Origin of the sequence: Peribacillus sp. NPDC096540 (assembly GCF_050278525.1) — a bacterium.
Lineage (GTDB): Bacteria > Bacillota > Bacilli > Bacillales > DSM-1321 > Peribacillus.
The window spans coordinates 100,769-120,851 of the sequence record NZ_JBNNTG010000010.1; the positions used below are offsets into that span (position 1 = coordinate 100,769).

General features: G+C 34.9%; 19 protein-coding genes and 1 pseudogene. 11 read left to right on the forward strand and 9 right to left on the reverse strand.

From position 1 onward, the window contains the following. Positions 1-66 precede the first annotated feature (66 nt). Positions 67-795: a PucR family transcriptional regulator gene (locus ACQKMR_RS11505; RefSeq protein WP_427697414.1), complete on the reverse strand. Its 729-nt coding sequence runs from the start codon at positions 793-795 to the stop codon at positions 67-69. Next, positions 726-1,160, reverse strand: coding sequence for a sugar diacid recognition domain-containing protein (locus ACQKMR_RS11510; RefSeq protein ID WP_427697415.1), 435 nt, complete (start codon positions 1,158-1,160; stop codon positions 726-728). Before ACQKMR_RS11510 ends, ACQKMR_RS11505 begins: the two co-directional genes overlap by 70 nt. 314 nt (positions 1,161-1,474) lie before the next feature. Here ACQKMR_RS11510 and ACQKMR_RS11515 point away from each other — a divergent pair, with 314 nt between their 5' ends. The 4 genes from ACQKMR_RS11515 to ACQKMR_RS11530 all read left to right on the forward strand — a co-directional run bounded on the left by ACQKMR_RS11515 (position 1,475) and on the right by ACQKMR_RS11530 (position 5,495). Beyond that, positions 1,475-2,614 carry a glycerate kinase gene (locus ACQKMR_RS11515; protein ID WP_427697416.1) on the forward strand — a complete coding sequence of 380 codons (1,140 nt, stop codon included), beginning with the start codon at positions 1,475-1,477 and terminating at the stop codon, positions 2,612-2,614. An 18-nt stretch (positions 2,615-2,632) separates the two neighbouring features. Further along, the gene (locus ACQKMR_RS11520) at positions 2,633-3,979 is read left to right on the forward strand and encodes a GntP family permease (protein ID WP_427697417.1); all 1,347 of its coding nucleotides are present in this window, start codon (positions 2,633-2,635) and stop codon (positions 3,977-3,979) included. Between the two features lie 180 nt (positions 3,980-4,159). Further along, positions 4,160-4,507 (forward strand): PadR family transcriptional regulator, encoded by a 348-nt coding sequence (locus ACQKMR_RS11525; protein ID WP_427697418.1) that lies wholly within the window; start codon positions 4,160-4,162, stop codon positions 4,505-4,507. After that, positions 4,503-5,495, forward strand: coding sequence for an HAAS signaling domain-containing protein (locus ACQKMR_RS11530; RefSeq protein WP_427697451.1), 993 nt, complete (start codon positions 4,503-4,505; stop codon positions 5,493-5,495). The genes ACQKMR_RS11525 and ACQKMR_RS11530 overlap by 5 nt, the downstream gene beginning before the upstream one ends. A gap of 627 nt (positions 5,496-6,122) precedes the next feature. On the opposite strand, the gene ACQKMR_RS11535 is transcribed toward ACQKMR_RS11530, so the two are convergent. From ACQKMR_RS11535 to ACQKMR_RS11545, 3 genes and pseudogenes are all read right to left on the reverse strand, one after another. Beyond that, positions 6,123-6,761, reverse strand: coding sequence for a formylglycine-generating enzyme family protein (locus ACQKMR_RS11535; protein ID WP_427697452.1), 639 nt, complete (start codon positions 6,759-6,761; stop codon positions 6,123-6,125). 190 nt (positions 6,762-6,951) lie between these two features. After that, positions 6,952-7,105, reverse strand: a pseudogene (locus ACQKMR_RS11540) (IS1595 family transposase); the annotation flags it as partial. A gap of 328 nt (positions 7,106-7,433) precedes the next feature. Further along, a complete protein-coding gene (locus ACQKMR_RS11545) occupies positions 7,434-7,967 on the reverse strand; it encodes an IseA DL-endopeptidase inhibitor family protein (RefSeq protein ID WP_427697419.1) in 534 nt (177 codons plus the stop codon). Between the two features lie 339 nt (positions 7,968-8,306). Here ACQKMR_RS11545 and ACQKMR_RS11550 point away from each other — a divergent pair, with 339 nt between their 5' ends. Beyond that, positions 8,307-8,483: a hypothetical protein gene (locus ACQKMR_RS11550; RefSeq protein WP_427697420.1), complete on the forward strand. Its 177-nt coding sequence runs from the start codon at positions 8,307-8,309 to the stop codon at positions 8,481-8,483. Positions 8,484-8,753: 270 nt separating this feature from the next. On the opposite strand, the gene ACQKMR_RS11555 is transcribed toward ACQKMR_RS11550, so the two are convergent. Further along, positions 8,754-9,296 (reverse strand): ribonuclease H-like YkuK family protein, encoded by a 543-nt coding sequence (locus ACQKMR_RS11555; RefSeq protein WP_427697421.1) that lies wholly within the window; start codon positions 9,294-9,296, stop codon positions 8,754-8,756. A gap of 134 nt (positions 9,297-9,430) precedes the next feature. On the opposite strand from ACQKMR_RS11555, the gene ACQKMR_RS11560 reads away from it, so the two are divergent. Continuing rightward, a complete protein-coding gene (locus ACQKMR_RS11560) occupies positions 9,431-9,616 on the forward strand; it encodes a hypothetical protein (protein WP_427697422.1) in 186 nt (61 codons plus the stop codon). 1,060 nt (positions 9,617-10,676) lie between these two features. Here the strand turns inward: ACQKMR_RS11560 and ACQKMR_RS11565 are convergent. The 3 genes from ACQKMR_RS11565 to ACQKMR_RS11575 all read right to left on the reverse strand — a co-directional run bounded on the left by ACQKMR_RS11565 (position 10,677) and on the right by ACQKMR_RS11575 (position 12,572). Beyond that, complete coding sequence (locus tag ACQKMR_RS11565) at positions 10,677-11,618, reverse strand: acetyl-CoA carboxylase carboxyltransferase subunit alpha (protein WP_427697423.1); 942 nt, start codon at positions 11,616-11,618, stop codon at positions 10,677-10,679. Between the two features lie 36 nt (positions 11,619-11,654). Beyond that, positions 11,655-12,101 carry a MarR family winged helix-turn-helix transcriptional regulator gene (locus ACQKMR_RS11570; protein ID WP_427697424.1) on the reverse strand — a complete coding sequence of 149 codons (447 nt, stop codon included), beginning with the start codon at positions 12,099-12,101 and terminating at the stop codon, positions 11,655-11,657. A gap of 255 nt (positions 12,102-12,356) precedes the next feature. Beyond that, positions 12,357-12,572 carry a hypothetical protein gene (locus ACQKMR_RS11575; RefSeq protein ID WP_427697456.1) on the reverse strand — a complete coding sequence of 72 codons (216 nt, stop codon included), beginning with the start codon at positions 12,570-12,572 and terminating at the stop codon, positions 12,357-12,359. A 579-nt stretch (positions 12,573-13,151) separates the two neighbouring features. Here ACQKMR_RS11575 and ACQKMR_RS11580 point away from each other — a divergent pair. The 5 genes from ACQKMR_RS11580 (at position 13,152) to ACQKMR_RS11600 (ending at position 20,072) form a co-directional block, all read left to right on the forward strand. Continuing rightward, on the forward strand, positions 13,152-14,036 hold the full coding sequence (locus ACQKMR_RS11580; protein WP_427697425.1) for an alpha/beta hydrolase: 885 nt from the start codon (positions 13,152-13,154) through the stop codon (positions 14,034-14,036). A 26-nt stretch (positions 14,037-14,062) separates the two neighbouring features. Next, positions 14,063-15,019, forward strand: coding sequence for a hypothetical protein (locus tag ACQKMR_RS11585; protein WP_427697426.1), 957 nt, complete (start codon positions 14,063-14,065; stop codon positions 15,017-15,019). Positions 15,020-15,319: 300 nt separating this feature from the next. Then, positions 15,320-16,945, forward strand: a complete 1,626-nt coding sequence (locus tag ACQKMR_RS11590; protein WP_427697427.1) for a family 14 glycosylhydrolase — start codon at positions 15,320-15,322, stop codon at positions 16,943-16,945. Between the two features lie 249 nt (positions 16,946-17,194). After that, positions 17,195-17,524 carry a hypothetical protein gene (locus tag ACQKMR_RS11595; protein WP_427697428.1) on the forward strand — a complete coding sequence of 110 codons (330 nt, stop codon included), beginning with the start codon at positions 17,195-17,197 and terminating at the stop codon, positions 17,522-17,524. A 559-nt stretch (positions 17,525-18,083) separates the two neighbouring features. Then, entirely contained in the window at positions 18,084-20,072 is a 1,989-nt protein-coding gene (locus ACQKMR_RS11600; RefSeq protein WP_427697429.1) for a transporter substrate-binding domain-containing protein, read from the forward strand. Positions 20,073-20,083: the final 11 nt, after the last annotated feature.

Sequence of the window (20,083 nt, forward strand, 5' to 3'; positions counted from 1 at the left end):
TTCAGACTTTTAAACAGGGATTGAACATAATTAGATTGAAGGTAAAACTTCATCACTCAATAAAAATCAAACTTTCCGCTGTATTTGTTTGACCCAAATGGCTAACTGTAAGGTTATTGCATCATTTAGCTCCTGAGGATTATAACCAGTGATTTCCTTAATTTTTTTGATTCTATAAATAAGAGAATTACGGTGAATGTACATACTTTTTGCACATTCTCCGATATTTAAGTTGCAAAGGAAAAATTGTTGGAGTGTTTCAATCAGTTTTTCAGATAAGCTACCCAATACTCTTTCTTGAAATTGTTGTTTCGTTCGAGCATCTATTCGGTCCAAAAGGGCTTTGGTTTCCACTTCTGTATATGTAGTTAAAGTCTGATTGTCGTCGCCGAGTAACAGGGCTGATTCGGCTTCGTGGTATGAGTGACATATATTTAATTCGGTTTCCGCTAATGAACCCATCCCAACCCGCAAAGAAAATCTTTTTGCGATTAATTGATGGATAGCTGTATTCATTTTTTGCTTCATTAATTTTTCAGAAAGGGTAGAAGTTAGTACGAATACTCGATTAACGTTTAAGAATCCAATAAGGGTGTGTTGTGTATCAAAAACATATTCTAATAGTTGGATCACCTCATTTTTTTTTAACGGATTCAATTTTATTTCCAAAATACCAACTTGAAAAGGAGGTTCTAATTTCATTCCAATCAGGTTGAGCCGCTGATCTATCGAATTTTGATTAATCGTTTCCTTAAGTAAGTCTTCAAAAAGAGTTCCTTCAAATGCTGTTTCCACTCGAATTGTTCTGCCATAAATGATTGATTAAGCAGCATTTCTGTAATCATTTTCACTAATTCTCCAAACTCCTTGAGTTCTGCGGGGTCTCCTGTGATCCCGATAACACCAATAATTACTTTCTGGAACTCTATGGGTAAATTAATACCAGGAAGTACGCCTAGCCAATGATGGCGATCCTGTTCATGAATAATTAAAGGTTTACCGGTTTTAAGTACCTCTATTGCTCCAAAATGCGCTTGGTTAATACGATCAGGATTCCCTGAAGCAATAATGGTTCCTTTCTCATCCATAATATTGATATTTCGATTGAGTCTAATAGTAGTTTGTTTAACAATTTCCTTTGCGATTTCTTGAGTTAGCATATAAGTCATCCTTAAATAGTTTTTTAGGTAGTTTTACTGCTGAGATAGAGTAAGTGTAGCTATATTTTTATTAACTAAGCATTTAATTTTTATATAAGTGCTTTAAGGTACATACTCGAACCCACTCTAATACTAGTAGTTTATTAAATTCAGATAATAATGAAAAAGGCAAATAAAGATAATTATTTCTATGTAGTATAGCCAAAAAATCTAAATATGTCATACTAATTTTTTGTATAGCTTGAACGATGATTTAAATATTTCTGAAGATTATAATAAACCTAATATTAAATTTATTCGAAGGGGGCCTGACCATGAAAATTGTTATTGCACCAGATTCCTTTAAAGGAAGCTTGACAGCACTAGAGGCTTCGCAAGCAATAGACCGGGGAGTCAAAAAGGTATTGCCAGCAGCAGAGACAGTAATAGTCCCCGTAGCGGATGGCGGCGAGGGTACAATGGATAGTCTTGTTGCTGCAACAAATGGTCGGAAAGTCGAAGTTACAGTAAAAGGACCATTACTTGATAACGTGCAGGCTGCATATGGAATCTTGGGAGATCAGGAAACATGTGTGATTGAAATGGCAAGTGCTTCCGGTTTATGTCTAGTCGAGTCAAATAAACTGAACCCAATGATAGCCACTACATATGGAACTGGCGAGCTCATTCAAAAAGCATTGAATGATGGATGCCGAAAATTCATTTTAGGAATTGGTGGAAGCGCTACCAATGATGGCGGAGTAGGAATGCTCCAGGCTTTAGGAATGAAAATATTAGATTTAGAAGGGAAATCGGTTGGATTCGGAGGGGGGGAATTATCACGAATTGTGGAAATAAATACACAAGATTTTGATTCAAGAATAGCAGAATGTGAGTTTATAATCGCATCAGATGTTCAAAATCCATTGGTCGGACCTGATGGGGCCTCTTCTGTATTTGGTCCACAAAAAGGGGCAACACCAGTCATGGTGGAAATTCTCGATAAAGCTTTATCAATTTGGGCTGATTTGGTAGAAACCAAGACAGGTATTCGCTTGCATAATAAAGCAGGGGCTGGTGCTGCAGGCGGAATTGGCGGTGCATTCCAAGCCTTTTTCTCTGCCGAAACGAAAAGAGGCGTCGATATCGTTATTGAATATACCAAACTTGGAGAAAAACTCCGTGGAGCTCACTGTGTCTTTACTGGTGAAGGACAAATCGATTACCAAACTGCATCAGGTAAAACACCCATGGGAGTGGCAGAAGAAGCGAAAAAGCAGGGTATTCCCGTATTTGTCTTAGCTGGTTCAATTGGAACAGGTATTGACGTTTTATATAATCATGGAATTACTAGCGTTCATAGTCTTGTAAACGCTCCCATGCCGTTACAGGAAGCTATGGAAAGAGGGGCTGAATTTTTAGAGGTTTCAGCTGAGCAAGTTATGCGCACTTTTTTAGCTTCTTCTGAAAAATAAAAAATAGGGGGTTATCAAATGTTATTTATTGTTTTAGCCATCGGAGTTTTTTTGATTGTATTTGCAACAACTAAATTTAAGCTACATCCGTTCTTATCGCTTCTATTAGGAACCTTGTTTGTTGGGTTTGCTTCAGGAATGCCTCTAGACCAAATTGTAGAGAATATAAACGGGGGATTTGGCGGTTTAATGACAAGCATTGGGCTTGTCATCGTTTTTGGAACAATTATTGGAACTATTTTGGAAAAGGCAGGAGCAGCTTTACGAATGGCAGAGGTTGTACTTCGGATTGTTGGTCCTAAAAGACCTCAGCTAGCGATGAGTATGATTGGCTTTATTGTATCAATACCTGTTTTTTGTGATTCTGGATTTGTAATTCTATCCAGCTTAAGAAAAGCCTTGGCAAAGCGAGCAAAAGTAGCTGTTGCTTCAATGTCAGTTGCGCTTGCGACTGGTTTGTATGCAACACATACGCTCGTGCCGCCTACTCCCGGTCCAATTGCAGCAGCAGGAAATATAGGAGCAGATGGATATTTAGGAACTGTCATTTTAATAGGGCTTATTACCGCTATTCCTGCGGCACTTGCTGGATATTTATGGTCAATAAAAGTGGCCAGCAAAATAGAGGTAGAAGATGATCGAAATGATTTGGACTACGATTATGATGAGATTGTTCGTTCATTTGGGAAAATGCCATCTGCTTTTCAATCCTTTTTACCGATTGTTTTACCAATTGTCCTAATTGGAGTTAGTTCGGTTTTAACTCTGCTAGGCACAGAAGGAAGTATCGCTTCATTTTTCATTTTCTTAGGCCAGCCCGTGATTGCGTTGCTTGTCGGTGTTATCTCAGCACTCACCTTGCTACCAAAATATGATGAAGAAACGTTAACAAATTGGATTGCGACAGCCTTATTAGATGCAGCCCCAATTTTATTAATTACAGGAGCAGGCGGGGCTTTTGGAACAGTCATTAAAAATACAGGTATCGCTGACATCATTCAAGGTTGGGATCTTGGAAGCATCTTTAGTGGAGCTTTGTTCCTGTTAGTTCCGTTCCTTATTGCAGCTGGTTTGAAAACAGCTCAGGGGTCATCCACAGCATCATTAGTCATTACATCATCACTGATTGCACCAATGCTACCAACACTAGGTATTGAAGGTGCTGTCCCACTTGCACTGGTTGTTATGGCTGTTGGAGCAGGTGCGATGACTGTTAGCCATGTAAATGATAGCTTCTTCTGGGTAGTCACCCAATTTAGTGGAATGAAAGTAACGGATGCCTACAAAGCACAAACGATGGCAACATTGCTACAGGGTGTGGTAACGATAATTACCACGATGATTTTATGGGTCATTCTTGTATGATTTAATAACGAAATGCAGAGAGGCGTAAATCGCTTCTCTTTTTTTGTGCCTCTAAATCCAAATATATAATCATTCTTCAGAAAATATTTACATTTTTTGTTGGTGTAGGAACTAAAATAGTGTATGATACATAGTATAAAGCATAGTGTACGTCACATAGTATAGAGAAGAGGTGAGTGGGTGAGCACTTTACTGAATTCATTAACAACAGAGCTCCGTAGAGGAACTTTGACGTTAGCGGTTCTAAGTCAGCTCAAGAACCCCCAATATGGTTACTCTCTTGTCCAGCGATTAGAGAAGTCGGGAATTACGATTGATCAAAGTACGTTATATCCATTGCTTCGACGCCTGGAAAAACAAGAATTGGTGACTAGTAGCTGGGATACTACAGAGAGCAGACCACGCAAGTATTATATTTTAAGTGATTATGGAAACAAAATTTTCATTCAACTAAAGAAGGAATGGGAAAAAACATCTCAGGAGCTTTATATATTATTAAAAGGAGAGGAAGACGATGGAACTGATTGAACTGATTGAACTTTATATTCAGGAAGTTACCCGCAGACTACCAGAGAAAAACCGAAAGGATATTGGGCTAGAGCTCCATTCTACAATCGAAGATATGCTTCCAGACGATTATACCGAGCAAGACGTGAAAGAAGTCCTTTTAAAATTAGGAGATCCGGTTACACTGGCAAGTGGTTATCGTGATCGACCGATGCACTTGATTGGACCACGTTATTATGATGTATATATCAGTCTATTAAAAATGATTTTACCAATCGCAGCCGTGATTTCCTTGATTGCACTTATAGGAGATAATGTGTTTGGTGATATTGGTGAAAAAACGGTTATAGAAGTAGTTATCATGTTAATCGGAAAAGGGATAGCGGGTATCATCAGTACAGGTATCCAGGTGTTTTTTTGGTTAACGCTTTTATTTGCCATTTTAGAACGCACAGATACTTCAAAGGATCAGATGCCTTTAACAAAAAGTTTGAAACGATGGACTCCAGAGGAATTAAAACATATTCCGAACATTTCTAAGAAAAAAGTAATTCCTAAGATTGAGATTTTCGGAAGTTTGTTGGGTATCTCTGTATTCGCTGCCGTTTATTTCAATGCAGCCAACCTCTTAGGTGTCTATGAAGGTAGAAATAACGGCCTTATTTTTGTGACACCTTCTTTTAATCAAGATGTATTGAATTCCTATTGGCCGCTGATTTTTTGCATCATTATCATAGGCGTCATCTTAGCAATTTACAAGTTACTCGTAGGACAATGGACGCTAAAACTTGCCTTGTTCAATGCCATTTATCAGCTACTATCCACTATAACATTTATTATCATCATCAGTAATCCGAATTTATTCACCCACGAATTCATTACGTATATCTCGAATCTATTTTCTATCAATGAATGGAAAAGCTCGATTTACTGGGGAGTCATTCTAATCGATGTATTTTTTACAGTCTTGGAATCCTATAAAGGTTTTCGAAAAGCAAAAATTCGTTAAAGCACAGCATACCCGCTGTTGGCAAAAGGGGGTTCTATCTAAATGTTAAAACAAAGTTGATTGGTACGAAAGGTGCGAGACTCCTGCGGGAAAAGCGAGTCCAAGAGAGACCCCACAGGCGAAAAGGGCACCGAGGAGGCACCCGGACCGCCCGCGGAAAGCGAGTGCCTGGAATGGAAATCAACGTTCAAATTTTACAAATCCTCAAAAAAACTGTAGAAAAACTCAATTATTTATCGAGTTTTTCTACAGTCTGTGCACAGCATACTTGCTGTGCTTTTTTTTGGAGTGTGGTGACGTGCTTTGAAAGTTTTGTGTTGTAACATTAACATTTGTAAGTACCCATATTGTCAAGTGGAGGGAGAGTAAAGAGGTATGTTGAAGCAAAACTTTTATAAAGTAAGCTGCTACGGAATGAGAAGGATATTTCAAATGTATTTGCTGGAAAGCTTGCCAATTGTCCATCGACGCTTTATTACGAAAAATCACAGGGTTTTAAATTTGGCTTTGTAAAATCTTAATGTTGATTTATGACCAAGTAAAAACTCCCTCAATAGGGCGGTTAATTGGTCAATCGTTACCGTTTGTTGAGCTGTAAAACCTTGAAAGTTGGCTTGTTTGTAGAAGTTAAAAAGATTGGGCAAGACGGAATCCAAGGTCGTCTATAAAAAATGACGGATGGCTACGACGACGACACGAAGCTCCACAACCCCTGGTCTCTTCAGCCCAGCTACCACCTCGGAAAATTCGGTAGGATCCGTACACTTGTTCATCATATATATCCCAACACCACTCCCAAACATTTCCTAACATATCATACAGACCCCATGCATTTGGTTCCTTTCTTCCAACTTCATGGATTTTACCACCCGAATTTTTATTATACCAGGCAATCTTATCAAGCTCTCCGTATCTATAACCAGTAGTTCCTGCTTTACATGCATATTGCCACTCTGCTTCTGAAGGAAGTCTATAGCCGTTTGATTCCCAATCACAAATAATGTTTTCACTATCATTACTTATAGAATAACACTCTTTCAGTCCAGCTTTCTGTGAAAGTAGATTACAAAAAGAAATTGCATCATTCCAAGAAATATTCACAACCGGTTTTAGATTTCCGTTAAAAGATGATTTATTTGTAATAGCATAGTATAGATCCATAGTTACAGGATACCTGGCGAGAAGAAAGGGTCTTATTTCAGCTTTCCATTTACTTTTTATTCTATCGTCTCTTAATTCTATTTCCCCACCTGGAATTTTTGCCATTGGATAGTCAATGTAACTGTTTATTTTATTTGACACTTTACCATCCTCCAAATGATCCTGATTTTATGAATTTCGCAGCGTGTAGAACTATTAAATCAATATAAAAATTCCGTTGGTTTTTGTAGATAATTTTTAATTCAACAAGAATACACTGAACCTCGAAGTTTGGTGTTGGTCTCGTTTACAGAAACCAGGCAAGGTGCCTACATTTATTTTTTATTTGTGTTCTCATATTCCTTGTTATCTAAATAGTGGAACCACGCCAGAAAATGCTGCAAATACTTTGCTACACCATTCAAACAGTCCATCCATCTTTCGAGACGGCTGTGGTAATTGTTACTGTTTTATATATTAGTAAAGTTCAAAAAGTTATAACATATCCTTAAATTAGAAAACTTATGGTGATTTTCTTATAGAAACTTCTTATTAAATCCCCCTGATTCAATAGTACAGGAACCTAATGATTCAACAAACTTTAAACTTTTCAGAAAGACATCCCATTTTCTATATTTGTACCTTCTACTGCCGGTTTTGAATACATCGAGGCGAGGTTTATTTTAGGTGTACATTTCCATTCAAACAGTAATGAGTCATATTTCTAATAAAAAATACACCTCTTTTGTTATATAGTTTTAACTATACGGATAAGAGGTGTTTTATTTTTGCTATTTTTTATTGAACTGCATCGAACTGATTTACTTTCCACGTAGATCCGGACTTGTAAAAGGTAACTGTTCGATTGACGGTCTCACCATCAACAGTAGGTACAATTAATTTATAAGATCTAACGTTGAGTTTTTGATAGACCAATTTAATTTTTGCTTTCCGCCATTCTAACATGCTGTCACCGTCTCCTATAGGACGAGCTAATTTCCCTTTATACGTAATATATTTATATTTTGTCAACCCTTTTTCTACTGCACTATTAGTAAATGTTTCAGTTAAGTATTTAACTAGCTTGTCTTTAGTATTAAATTCTTGGCAAAGGTAAGAATACTCTGTACCTTTATAATTAAATGTTTTTTGTAAACATGATTGATTATTGTATCCATGTAATGCATTCCAGAAATGTTTGCTGGCTTTATCGGCTATCTTTAATGCATTTGTGTCAGATAAATTCTGTGATGTATTTTGTGCTGTAACTCCTGTACTCATTGTACAAAAAAGAATGATGATGGATAATAGCATACCTGAAAATTTATTCATATTTTCTCTCCCCAATCCCTAATAAGGATACTTATGTAACGATAATGCAATTATTGTTACAATTGTTACATTTATATTACAACAAGTATGACAGTAGTAAAAGAAAAATATTGGTAATTTCATAATTATTTTTAATTTTTATTGGAGTATACATAGATTGTTCATATTTATTGCTTCAAAAGTAGCGTTTACCCTTTTACATCATGAAAAAAAGAAATCATTTAAGCGTTGCAATCCAATTTTGCTTACAGCTAAGTCTTTATTCATCATCCATCACTTATCTTATGAGAAACTTACACTATATAGAAGAGCTTCCACTATATGAGGTAGGGAATAAAAATGAAAAGCTACCTACAATCAATAGTTACTGCTGACATACAGAGTTCATTGTCAAAGCTTTTAGCATTAGAAAATACAGTTAATCAATTAGGTAATGATAGTGGATGGATTAATTTCACACTAGAAAATAGAACTAAAGAATTTTCAGTTGACACAAAACTTGGAGTTGGAAAATAAAAATTAATTATTTAGGGAGTTAATAATAAACTTTATAACTATTTCTGCTTTTGGGTAATTACTTATTTGGTTTGTGAAGCTTATAATGGTGGGCAGAAGATAAAGGAGAACAGGTTATGGGGGTATATTCCAATTTTAAACGGTATTGTTTTTTGTAAAGATTACACGCAACTTGGAGTAGGAAAAGCTACTAGTTCATGTTTCAATATAGCACTTATTGGACGCAAATGTTCATCAAACCATGAATATTACAAGCTGTTTTGTTTACATTTACTCATGTTTTGTATACCGGTTTGCGTAACTTGAAGCAACGAAAGCATTTGGTTTGATTTTTGGTTCTACTCCCATGGATTCCATCCTAGCTACCATTTCTTTTACAAACTCACTTGTTTTGTTCCGTTTGCCAGTACCAATATCAATGTGACCTTCCATTGTAAATGTTGCCCCGTGATATACAGCAGGTAGTACAATATTGATTAACTGATTTTTTCTTTCTTCCGTAAACATCGACACGATCTCCTCAGTTAATGATAATTCTTGAGAAATACGTTCGTGCAATTGAGTCATCCTTCTTGGAATCATCACTTTTCTTATACATGCCCACACACCATTTCCTACCCGCTGTATCACAATGCCTGTAATAAAAACTGTATGTGTTTTATGTACTTGGGAATCTGTACCAACCATTAATCGGTAGTTACCAGATGTATTTAATTTCATGAAATTTTCAATATGGTTGAAAACCTCATCAAATGACATGTTTTTTTCCTGAAGGTTTTGAAAAAGAACGCTATATATTGGATATTGCCTCATATTGTTGCACCTAACCTTCCTTTGTTTATTAGTAATTAAATGTGAAAATCTACATGCCCTTAACACATCATATGAAGAATGCTTTTTTTTCGTGCAGTGAGAAGAACACCCTCAAAGGAACAGGGAAATTTATCTTGGCGGCAACGGTGGTACCAAAAGCCGCTGAACTATTATGCAAAGCAAAAATAAGTGCACAGTTTATAGAAATTACAGGTCCATACTTCCAATATTATCGAGAAACTGCTAACTATTTAGAAAGAACCTCTGTCTGTGTTGAGGGTGTAGGGTTCGATACTATAAAAGCGGTTATTGATGATTAGCAAAAAAGGATCGAGCTTAATCAACGTAAATGAGGCGTTACAATAACCGTGGAAAGAGATCATTGACAGCAAGACAATATAAAAGGGTTTATTTCAAAAAGTTAAATTCCTGTAATATCAAATTAATAGAATTGAAAAAAGTCAATATGAGAAAAACTCTTCACTGGATCAAGGTTTCCTCAGTGAATGAGATACCGGGGAAATCAGTAACTATAGGTTCTCATGAAATTGCTCTTTTTCCATTTAGATAATGGTGAATTTAGGGCTATTGAAAATCTTTGTCCAAAAAAGGGGGGAGTTCTGGTGGAAGGTATTGTAAGTGGCGATCTCGTTTTTTACCCTATTAGTGACTGTAAAATCAGTGTCGTGAATGGAAACGTACAAAAACCGATAATGGTTGGGTAAATTCATTCAAAGTTGAAATTGAAAATGGTGATGTTTTTATCGCTTTTTAAAAAGATGGATGTCATATGTAAATTTAAAATTAATTAACTTTATTATCTACATTGGTAACTCTGCTCTCACGTCCTTTGCTTTGGGCAGAGAAAAGAAATGCTCTTCTTGTTACGGTAGAGCAGTCCATTAACTTGGGAAAGGGGTGCTTTTAACCCCCTTGTGTTACTTTTTTGTTTTTTCTTAGGAAAAGAGATACAACCACCGCAATGATTGAAATGAAGAAGCCAAGCATGAACGTATCACTGTAGCCTGCAACAGATGCTGTTAATTGTTCAGTTACATCATTAGGACTAGTTAATGACTTAGGAAAAGAGCATCCCTTTTTGAACGATATCCTGACCCAGGGGATAGTGATGATCCGATTACACAGAATGAATATGTATATGCCAACGATAATCCAGTGATGGGAATAGACCTTTCACTTATATACTTTACGGATTCAATTTTAAATTCCTCATCGAATTTTCTGACTCTTGCCAACAGACACATCTCGTTATAGTTATATATTTATTATAACAATCTGTGTCTACTTTTTAATCTAGCATCAGGGTGAGAAAGGGACTTCAAAGTGGACTTCCAACTTAAAAAATTCCCATTTATTATTCTAAATTTTACCAATTTGTCTATACTTTTCAGTTCGCTGTCGAATAAGCTCTTCCGGGGATAATAGTATCAATTTTTTTAGAGATGATTCGATTACAGATTCAATCATTTTTGCCTGCGATTTTATATCATTTTGTGCACCACCTTTAATTTCAGGAATGATTTCTTCAATAATTCCTAAATGTTTCAAATCTTTTGCTGAAATTTTCATATGTTCAGCAGCTTTTTGAGCATACTTAGCGTCTTTCCATAGTATAGATGCTGCTCCTTCTGGTGAAATTACCGAGTACCAAGAATTCTCTAACATATGGATATGGTTACCGACACTAATGCCAAGAGCTCCACCACTAGATGCCTCTCCAATTACAATACAAACAATTGGCACTTTAAGTGTAACCATTTCAAATAGATTTCGAGCTATCGCTTCAGAAATTCCACGTTCTTCAGACCCTTTCCCTGGATAGGCGCCTATTGTATCAATAAATGTAATAATAGGGCGATTAAATTTATCAGCTTGTTTCATAAGTCTTAGCGCTTTTCTATAACCTTCTGGATGAGCCATTCCAAAATTTCTTTTTATATTTTCCTTTGTATTTCTACCTCTTTGTTGACCAATAATCGTAACGGGCACCCCTTTAAATTTAGCAATACCACCTATCATTGCTTTATCATCACCATATAATCGATCACCATGAAGTTCGAAAAAGTTAGTAAACAATAAAGGTATATAGTCCAAAGTTGTGGGCCGGTTACGTAGCCTTGCAATTTGAACTCGTTGAAAAGGTGTAATGTTAGAATAAATTTTATCTTGCATTTTATCTAAACGTTTCTCTAATAAATGAATTTGTGATGATAAATCTACATTATTTTCTTTCATAAATTTCTTTAATTCATCTATTTTTTCTTTTAATTCAATGATAGGACGTTCAAAATCCAAACTCATTTTATCCTCCAAATGTTATGACTTTATTACCTCACTCTAATCAAAAGGTTTAGAAATTGATTCAATAAATAATTCAAAACCATCAACAACTTTTTTTTGTTCTGATTCTGATAAATTACCGAGAATTCTTTGATAAAAAGTAATGGAGTGCTCTCTTAAGCAATTAACGGTTATGTGACCTTTTTCTGTGAGATGCAGAAAAATTTCTCTTCTATTTTTTTCATTTACTTCACGATAAATTAGCCCCTTTTTTACTAACTTGTCTACTAATCTACTTACAGATGAAGCCTCTAACCCAAGTTTTTTGGATAGTTCCCAAACATTTAATTTTTCCAGCTCTAGTTCTTCTAACGCCATCATTTGAGAAACTGGTAAAGGTTTTTCAAAAGGTCCATTAGGCAAATTTTGAGATTCAAAAACCCCTTGTATTCTAATCAATTTCTTAATATCTGTTCTAAGTTTTATGGCATGTTCTCTTTTCAAAAAGGTCCCTACCCTCCAATTCATGTATTATACATCAATTGTATTATACATGAATTTGAATTTTTCACAAGCTTAACGATGCAAATACTACAACATGAACGAGATAGTTCTCTAAGATATAATAGAGGACAATTTTAGTTTAACTTTCAGCGCTATATCTAATTCATTTTGTAAATATGTTCTCTTAAAGTAATGGGGACTTTAGTAAAATTGACGGAGAAGTCATTTTTGCATTTCTTTCCGATTTAAGATTGCTCAACCTAAATAAATTCTTTCTATATGAGAAAAAACGAATGATGGTAAAACAGTCGCAGCAACTGATTTGCTTGTTCCAGGTATTGGTGAATTAATTGGGGGTAGATAGCGGTAGTATTTGACACCAGAGAAGAAGCCGATGAATGCACGAAGGAAGTCAAGGCGAAGATCATTAACTACAATCCTTTCGCCGGTATCGAGAGTTAGTGATATCATTCACTCTTCATTGAAGCATCCCATCAGGGGTGCATTTTTGTTAAATCTAATCTGATTTCATTTTGTAAGGATTCTATTCCTTTTCCCTTCAGTGCAACATAACCGATGAAATGTGAACTGAAAGGGAAAAGTTTTTATAAAACCAGTGATAGCAAGGGATGAAGAGCCCTAAACAACTGCACCAGAATTCTAAGATATGATGTACTTATTGGGTTTTGTCACCCGCCTGTCACCTAAGAGTAAGAAGAAGTACAAACTTATCTAATTCTTCATTTTTCCGTTTCATAAAGGTATCCATTTTTTTAGCTCCCTTCTGCCTATCTAATTCGACATAAGGGACTATAACCCTACTACTATTCACTCTAAACCAGGTACAAGACTTTACAATCACTTATATGCGTTGTGGATCATGTATTTCTATATACCTAGTTTACAAAGAATATTGACGGCCGCCTTGCAAGGAGCAGCCGTTAAAAGAAATACACCCTTTGGTATAATAGATATGGTTGCAACAATTATTGGTAATTCCGGAAGTAGTTCCGAATAGTCTACAATTTAATTTGATAGGAGATTTTAACAATGCTGTATTTTATTGGTGTGGTAGCGTTTATTTTTATTTTAGTAATGTTAGTATCGATTTTTGTTGGCTGGAAGTTGATACATCCTCCGGATAGACCCGTCATTGATAATCCTAAAAATTATGGTTTAAATTATGAAAATATTAGTTTTAAAAGTCGTGGAAATGATCTTACTTTAAAAGGATGGTACATTCCTGCTGAAAAAAATGAAAAAATGACTTTGATTTTTGGCCATGGATATTTAGCTAACAGAGAAGAGCCTCGAGCAGAAGCTTTAAAATTAGTAAAAACACTTGTATCTGATGGCTACAATGTGGTGATGTTTGATTTTAGAGCATGGGGCGAATCAGAAGGAAAAATGTGTACGCTTGGTCTTTATGAAAAGTCTGATATGCAGGGAGCAATTGATTGGGTGAAACAGAAAAAACCTGAATCTCGAATTGGCTTAATTGGTTTTTCTATGGGCGCTGCAACATCATTGTTGGTTGCTGCTGATGAAAGCTGTGTAGAAGTAGTTGTTGCTGATAGCCCATTCAGCGATTTAAAAGCATACCTAAACGAAAATTTATCTTATTTTACTAAACTACCGAAGTATCCATTTAACCCAATTATTTTAAACACGATACCTTTTTTATCGGGTGTAAAACTTGATGTTGTAAAACCTATTGATGTTATTGGAAAAATATATCCCCGAAAAGTGTTATTTGTACACAGTGATGCAGATAAAACAATCTTTTGTAGACACAGCGAATTGTTATCAAACTGTCATCCTGACAAATTTACATATTGGAAAACATCAGATGTATTGCATTTGCGAAGTCACCAAGCTTATCCAAATGAATATCAAGAAAAAGTACTTTCGTTTTTAAATTCTGCTGTTAATTAAAGTATACCGAAAAGAGGGTGTTTATCATGGTATTAACTTTTTTTATTCTGTATACAGTTGCAGCGATAGTTTTTATTAATAATAGAGAAAAAGATTGGGGTAAATGGTTAAGTTTATTACTTTTTTCATTTGGCAGTGGGGCATTTGGAAAATCACTGGTAGAATCTTTTTTTCCATATCTTGTTAAATACAATTTTGTTACTTTAGATTATGAAATTTTATTTCAAGTAAGCTATAGTTTAGGCAGTTTTTTTAATCAAGATGTATCTCCTTATTGTTTTATGATGTTTGCAGCTACATATTCAGGGCTCTTTTCAAAGGGGAAATTAAGATTATTAGGTTCTTTGTTGTTAATTCCCTTATTCATAATGATTCTTAATACGACCTTTTACCCGCAAGTCTCGCATAATTGGATTTTAGTGGCTGTTTGGGCAATTCCATGTTACTTAGTTGGAACATATTTTATGATCTACAGTACAAAAATAGAGAAAAATACTGAGAGGAAAAAAGATCGGAAATTATTTAATTACCTTTTACTTCCTCCCTTTCTAACAAATGTTTTGACCAATTATATAGGGCATGCGGTTGGATTAATCGCCATGTGGAGATTGAATTCTATCCCTGTTGCAATTGCAGGAATCACATGTATAGTTATGATGACAAAAATGGGAGTATTAGGTGTTAGACTAAAAATTGAAAAACAGGCCTTTAATAGTAAAATGCAAGTTTTTAATACGGGATCTGGTTTATTAAACCATGCGGTAAAGAATCAAATATATAAAATTAATTCAGGCCTTTTTCTTTTGAAACCCTACAGAGATCAATTAAACGCAAGTGGAAAAGAAGCGATCGATATTATCAGTCGAAGTTCAGATCATCTCACGAATATGGTAGATCGAATCCACAGTAAGACACAAGCAATCTATATCGTACGCTCAAAACAGAATTTACCAACACAAGTTTTTAAAACTTCAATTTTTTAGCAATGTATTAATACCTCTTCACTGGATAGTCTTTTTAGGACGAGCCAGTTTTTCTTTTTTGAGGATTTATGGATTGTTTTTTTGCTCTTATGAATTCCTGAAGTTTCTGTTCAGTTTTACGCAGAGACGGATATTTTCCCTATATATCTTAAAAAAATAATTGATAAATATTTCCAAGTAAAATATACTCTTTTGTAAAGGTCAACTTAATTTTTCCGAAAATGAAAACGTTATCACATCATGAGCTTTATTTCTAATAAAGTCTTGGTTTCTATTATCAATAAGGGAAGGTGTGGTTGTTTGAAAAACTTATCTATTGGCATGTTTACTTTTATGCTGTATTTTGTTCCTTTATCAAGTACCTCATCTGGTTTTGCAGAAGTAAAACCAGATTACAAGCTATATGTTATGGCCCCATTGGGGGAAATAAAAGATTGGGATGCATTTAAAGCAGAATTGATTCAGTTGAAGGAAAATGGAGTATATGCAATAACAACAGATATCTGGTGGGGATTAGTCGAGAATAAAAAAGATAATCAGTTTGAATGGTCCTATTATAAAAAATATGGGGAGGTAGTGGAAGCTTCCGGTTTAAAATGGGTGCCCATTTTGTCTACGCATCAATGTGGTGGTAATGTGGGGGATGATTGTAATTATCCCCTCCCAAGTTGGCTCTGGAAGAAAGACTCTGCAGAAAACATGGCATTCAAGAGTGAAAGTGGTTACTGGAATAAAGAAGTACTTGCTCCATGGTGGGATGGAACAGCTAATCAATACAACGAATTGTACAAATCCTTTGCAAAGAACTTTGCTGATAAAAAAGATCTAATTGTCAAAATCTATCTAAGTGCAGGTCCAGCTGGGGAATTAAGATATCCTTCATATCAGAAAGTAGACGGTTGGAACTATCCTGAGAGGGGACAACTTCAAGTTTATACAGAAGGTGCGAAACGGAATTTCAGGGTTACTATAAAAGAAAAATATTCAACTATTAAAAAACTGAATGCTGCTTGGGGAACAGAGTATAAAAAATGGAATGAAATTCAACCACCAGGTAACGGAGATGAATTTTTCACTAATGGTGAAGCAAGTGACACACAATTTGGAAACGACTTTATGGAGTGGTATCAAGGAGCGCTTGAAAATCATCTTTCAAAAATTTCGAAATTTGCCCATAAACATTTTGATGAAGTCTTTAATGTACCAATTGGGGCTAAGATCTCAGGTGTCCATTGGAAAATGAATGATCCAGTCATGCCGCATTCAGCAGAGTATAGCGCCGGTTACTATAACTACTCTCAACTACTTGATCAGTTTAAGAAATCTAATTTGGCCCTCACTTTTACTTGTTTAGAAATGGGAGATTACGACGCCCATACAGCACCATACTATAGCGCACCTAAATCGTTAGTAACTAAAATCGCGACATTAGCTAATGAAAAAGGAATTTCTTTAAACGGTGAAAATGCACTTCCTCTTATCAATAATGAATGGGGCTTCGATAATATAGCCGAAATGGTGTTCAATTACGATTTTGACGGCTTTACCTTGCTTAGAATGTCATATTTATTCGATAATGAAGGAAATCCAACAAATGAATTTAGGATGCTGGCAGATAAATTAGAAGGTAAGTCTATTCCAGTTACATTCACAGTTGAAAATGTACCCGTTACACCCAATCAGGGTGTTTACTTGATTGGTGATAGAGGAGAAATCGGCAGATGGAATCCTGCTGATTACGAATATAAGCTGACCCAAAATCCAGATGGTAGCTGGAGTGGCACATTCCATTTGGCTGCAAATCGATTCTATGAATTCAAGTTCCTCATAAAAGATGAAAATGGAATTACTACATGGCAAGACGGTGAAAATAATAGCTATAAAACTCCTTTGAATGGTAAGGGAAACTACAAAACCTCATGGTAGAAAAATATATAAAGAGTCGGTAAGCAAAAGCTACTGTTAATATGGAAGGATGAAATACGATTTTAAAAAAATACCTTACAATTTATATAAAAGATTTAAGAAAGGGTAATTAAATTCTTGGGATATTGTAGGAATAGATGACTTATTAAGTTAGTTAGTAATCAAAATGTAAATCGTTTGTCATTGTAATACCCTTGATGTTAGGAGTTTATCCATATAAACTTTATTTAATATTGAGGAGTGGTTAAGATGAAAAAGGTAGCAATAGACAAATTAACATTTAAAAATCATCTATCGACGATTGAACAACTTTCATTGAAAGATTTTATGTTTAAGTGGCTAGGTAGCCCCGAAGAAGGTTTAGATGACTTTCTTCCACTTACGTACACAGATACTGTCTTTGCAAAGTTGGAGACACCATTGGAAACAAATTTTCGGATTCATGGTGATGAAACCTTTAGATATGTAACAATTACGGAAGATAATCAGATTGTTATAGGGGTCTTAGATCCGAATCAAGAGTTAGCGTGTAGAATTTTGTCTCTTGATGAGCATATGGAAATTAATCTGTACCGTTAGTTGAGCAAGAACTGCCTTAAATAAATCCTTTTTAATTTTAAGGAAATGCTTTTAAAAATTTTTCCATCTATAAAGTAATTTCTCGAATGAGTCGAAATTGGATTCTATAATTCTAAACTATATAAAATCAGATGCTATTTCTAAAAGTGAATGAAAATTATATTGTTTGAATAGCCCTTCTCAATGTGAGAGGGGCTATTCTTGCTTTGGTTGCTTAGATAGCTTTCTGTATTCAGTGTGAATAAATGGTAAAGACTTAGTAGTACTCCGCTTTTCATCATTTAGCCCAATTTACATATATCCAGATTTTGCAAACAGAAGTGCAGATGCAATGGTCGCAGCGTGGCTGACTACTACATAAAGTTGATATATTTATTCTTATTGTAGAATAGCGGCACATAATTTGTTATAACATGTAAAACTGTGTCAGATTTCACTAATAATATGTTCGATTTTAGAGGTATCAAGTTCTTATTGGAGAAGTATTAATATCATGGCGAGAATTACTAAATGGCGTTAAGGATTTCAATTTAAAGGAGGGCTCTTAATTATAAAACAAATGTATAAAATATTAGGTATATGTTGTTTCACTCTCTTCATTCAAACAATATGGTCCCCTTATATTTTTGCCGAACAAAGAACGTATAAAATTGCAGGAGAATGGGCTCTTCCACCTTTTTCATTTAAAAATAAGGATGGAGAGCTGACTGGCATTAACATTGATATCATGGAGAAAATAGCGAATTATAATGGGCTTGAATTTGAATATATTCCGATGGGTATGCAAGATGCGGAAAAGGCTTTAAAGGATGGATCCATTGATGCGATTGTTGGGAGTACATATAGTGCCGAAAAAGATAATCAATTTGACTTTACCCAATCATATTTCACAATGTCTCAGTCAATAATTATCCCACGCGTCAAGCAAAATGATATTCATACTCTCACAGATTTACGTAATTCACATGTTGTCCTTGATAATAACACGCCAGTAATCAGCACATTTTTGAATATGAGAAATACAAACCTAACTACTGTTTCTAATCAGTATTCGGGTATTCTAACATTATTGAACAATCGGGCAGATGCATTTATCGGCAACAAATGGACTGCAGACTATTATTTAAAAAAGTTCAGACAAGAAAATCATTACATCATACTTGATGAAGTTATTGAACCAGCAGATTATACAATTGCAGTTAAAAAAGGGAATCAAACGTTGCTTTTCATGATAGACAATACACTCACTGAACTTAAAGCAAATCGAAATTTAAACGAAATAATTGATAAATGGGTGATGCCTCAATCCAATCAAAAGATTGCCAGGTTGGAACATTTTATCTTTTGGTTAATCATAATCTTAGCCGCAGTGGCTCTGGTCCTTTTAATTATTTACATATGGAATCAAAAGCTTAAGAAATCAGTCCATGCCCAAACAAAGAGTCTACATCTTTTAAATAAGGATTTACAGATGCAACAGCAAAATATTGCTAATAGTAAAGCATTTAAAGATCAGATTTTAAACAATATCAATGCAGGAATCATTACATTTGACCTTGATTTCGTGATAACTAGCTGTAATACAAAAGCATCGGAAATACTTAACATCTCCGCAGATAATATTTTGAATCTTAGGAATTATCCAACTCTAATAAAGTTATTTAAAAGTTCCTATCAAGAACATGAGGATAAAAATGAGACAAACTATTTTCAAGTTTTGGTATTAAATGAGGAAAGTGAACGCAAGGTAATCTCGTATACGGTACATAAAATGTACAATTCTCAAGAATTACAAACAGGATTCTTACTTTCTATGAATGATGAGACGGAAAAGAAACTATTAGAGAAAAAATTGGTCACGCAAGAAAAATTACATGCACTTGGTCAACTAGTCGCAGGTGTTGCACATGAAATTCGGAATCCCTTAACATCTATAAAAACTTTTATTGATCTGCTTCCGAGTAAGTATGATAATCCTCAATTTCGCCAAGTTCTTATGGAACACTTGCCTACTGAATTAAACCGGCTAAATGCGATTGTTACTGATCTAATTGATTATGCACGTCCACGTCCACCAAATATACGAAATTATTACGCTCACGAACTTATTTCTTTACTTGCTTTTCATAAGGTAACTATGGAGAAAAATCAAATAAATTTTGAACAAACAATTGATGAAGACCTTGTTTTCTATATAGATTTACAACAAATTCACCAGGTACTTCTTAACTTAATATTAAATTCTATTCAAGCGGTAGAAGAAACAAAGCAAAAAACTATTAAAATTACAATTGATAAATTGAACGAAAAAACAGGACGGATTATCATAGCTGATACAGGCAAGGGAATGAAACCGGAGGAACAAAATCACATATTTGAACCTTTCTTCACCAATAAAGAAAAAGGGGTCGGCTTAGGCCTTACGTTATCTTACAGACTAATTAAAGAAAATAATGGGGATATTTATGTGAAAAGTTATCTTAATTCAGGAACAAAATTCGTCATCTTATTACCTTTATCTGAAGGACAAGAAGCCATTTGGAGTTAATAATGTAATTA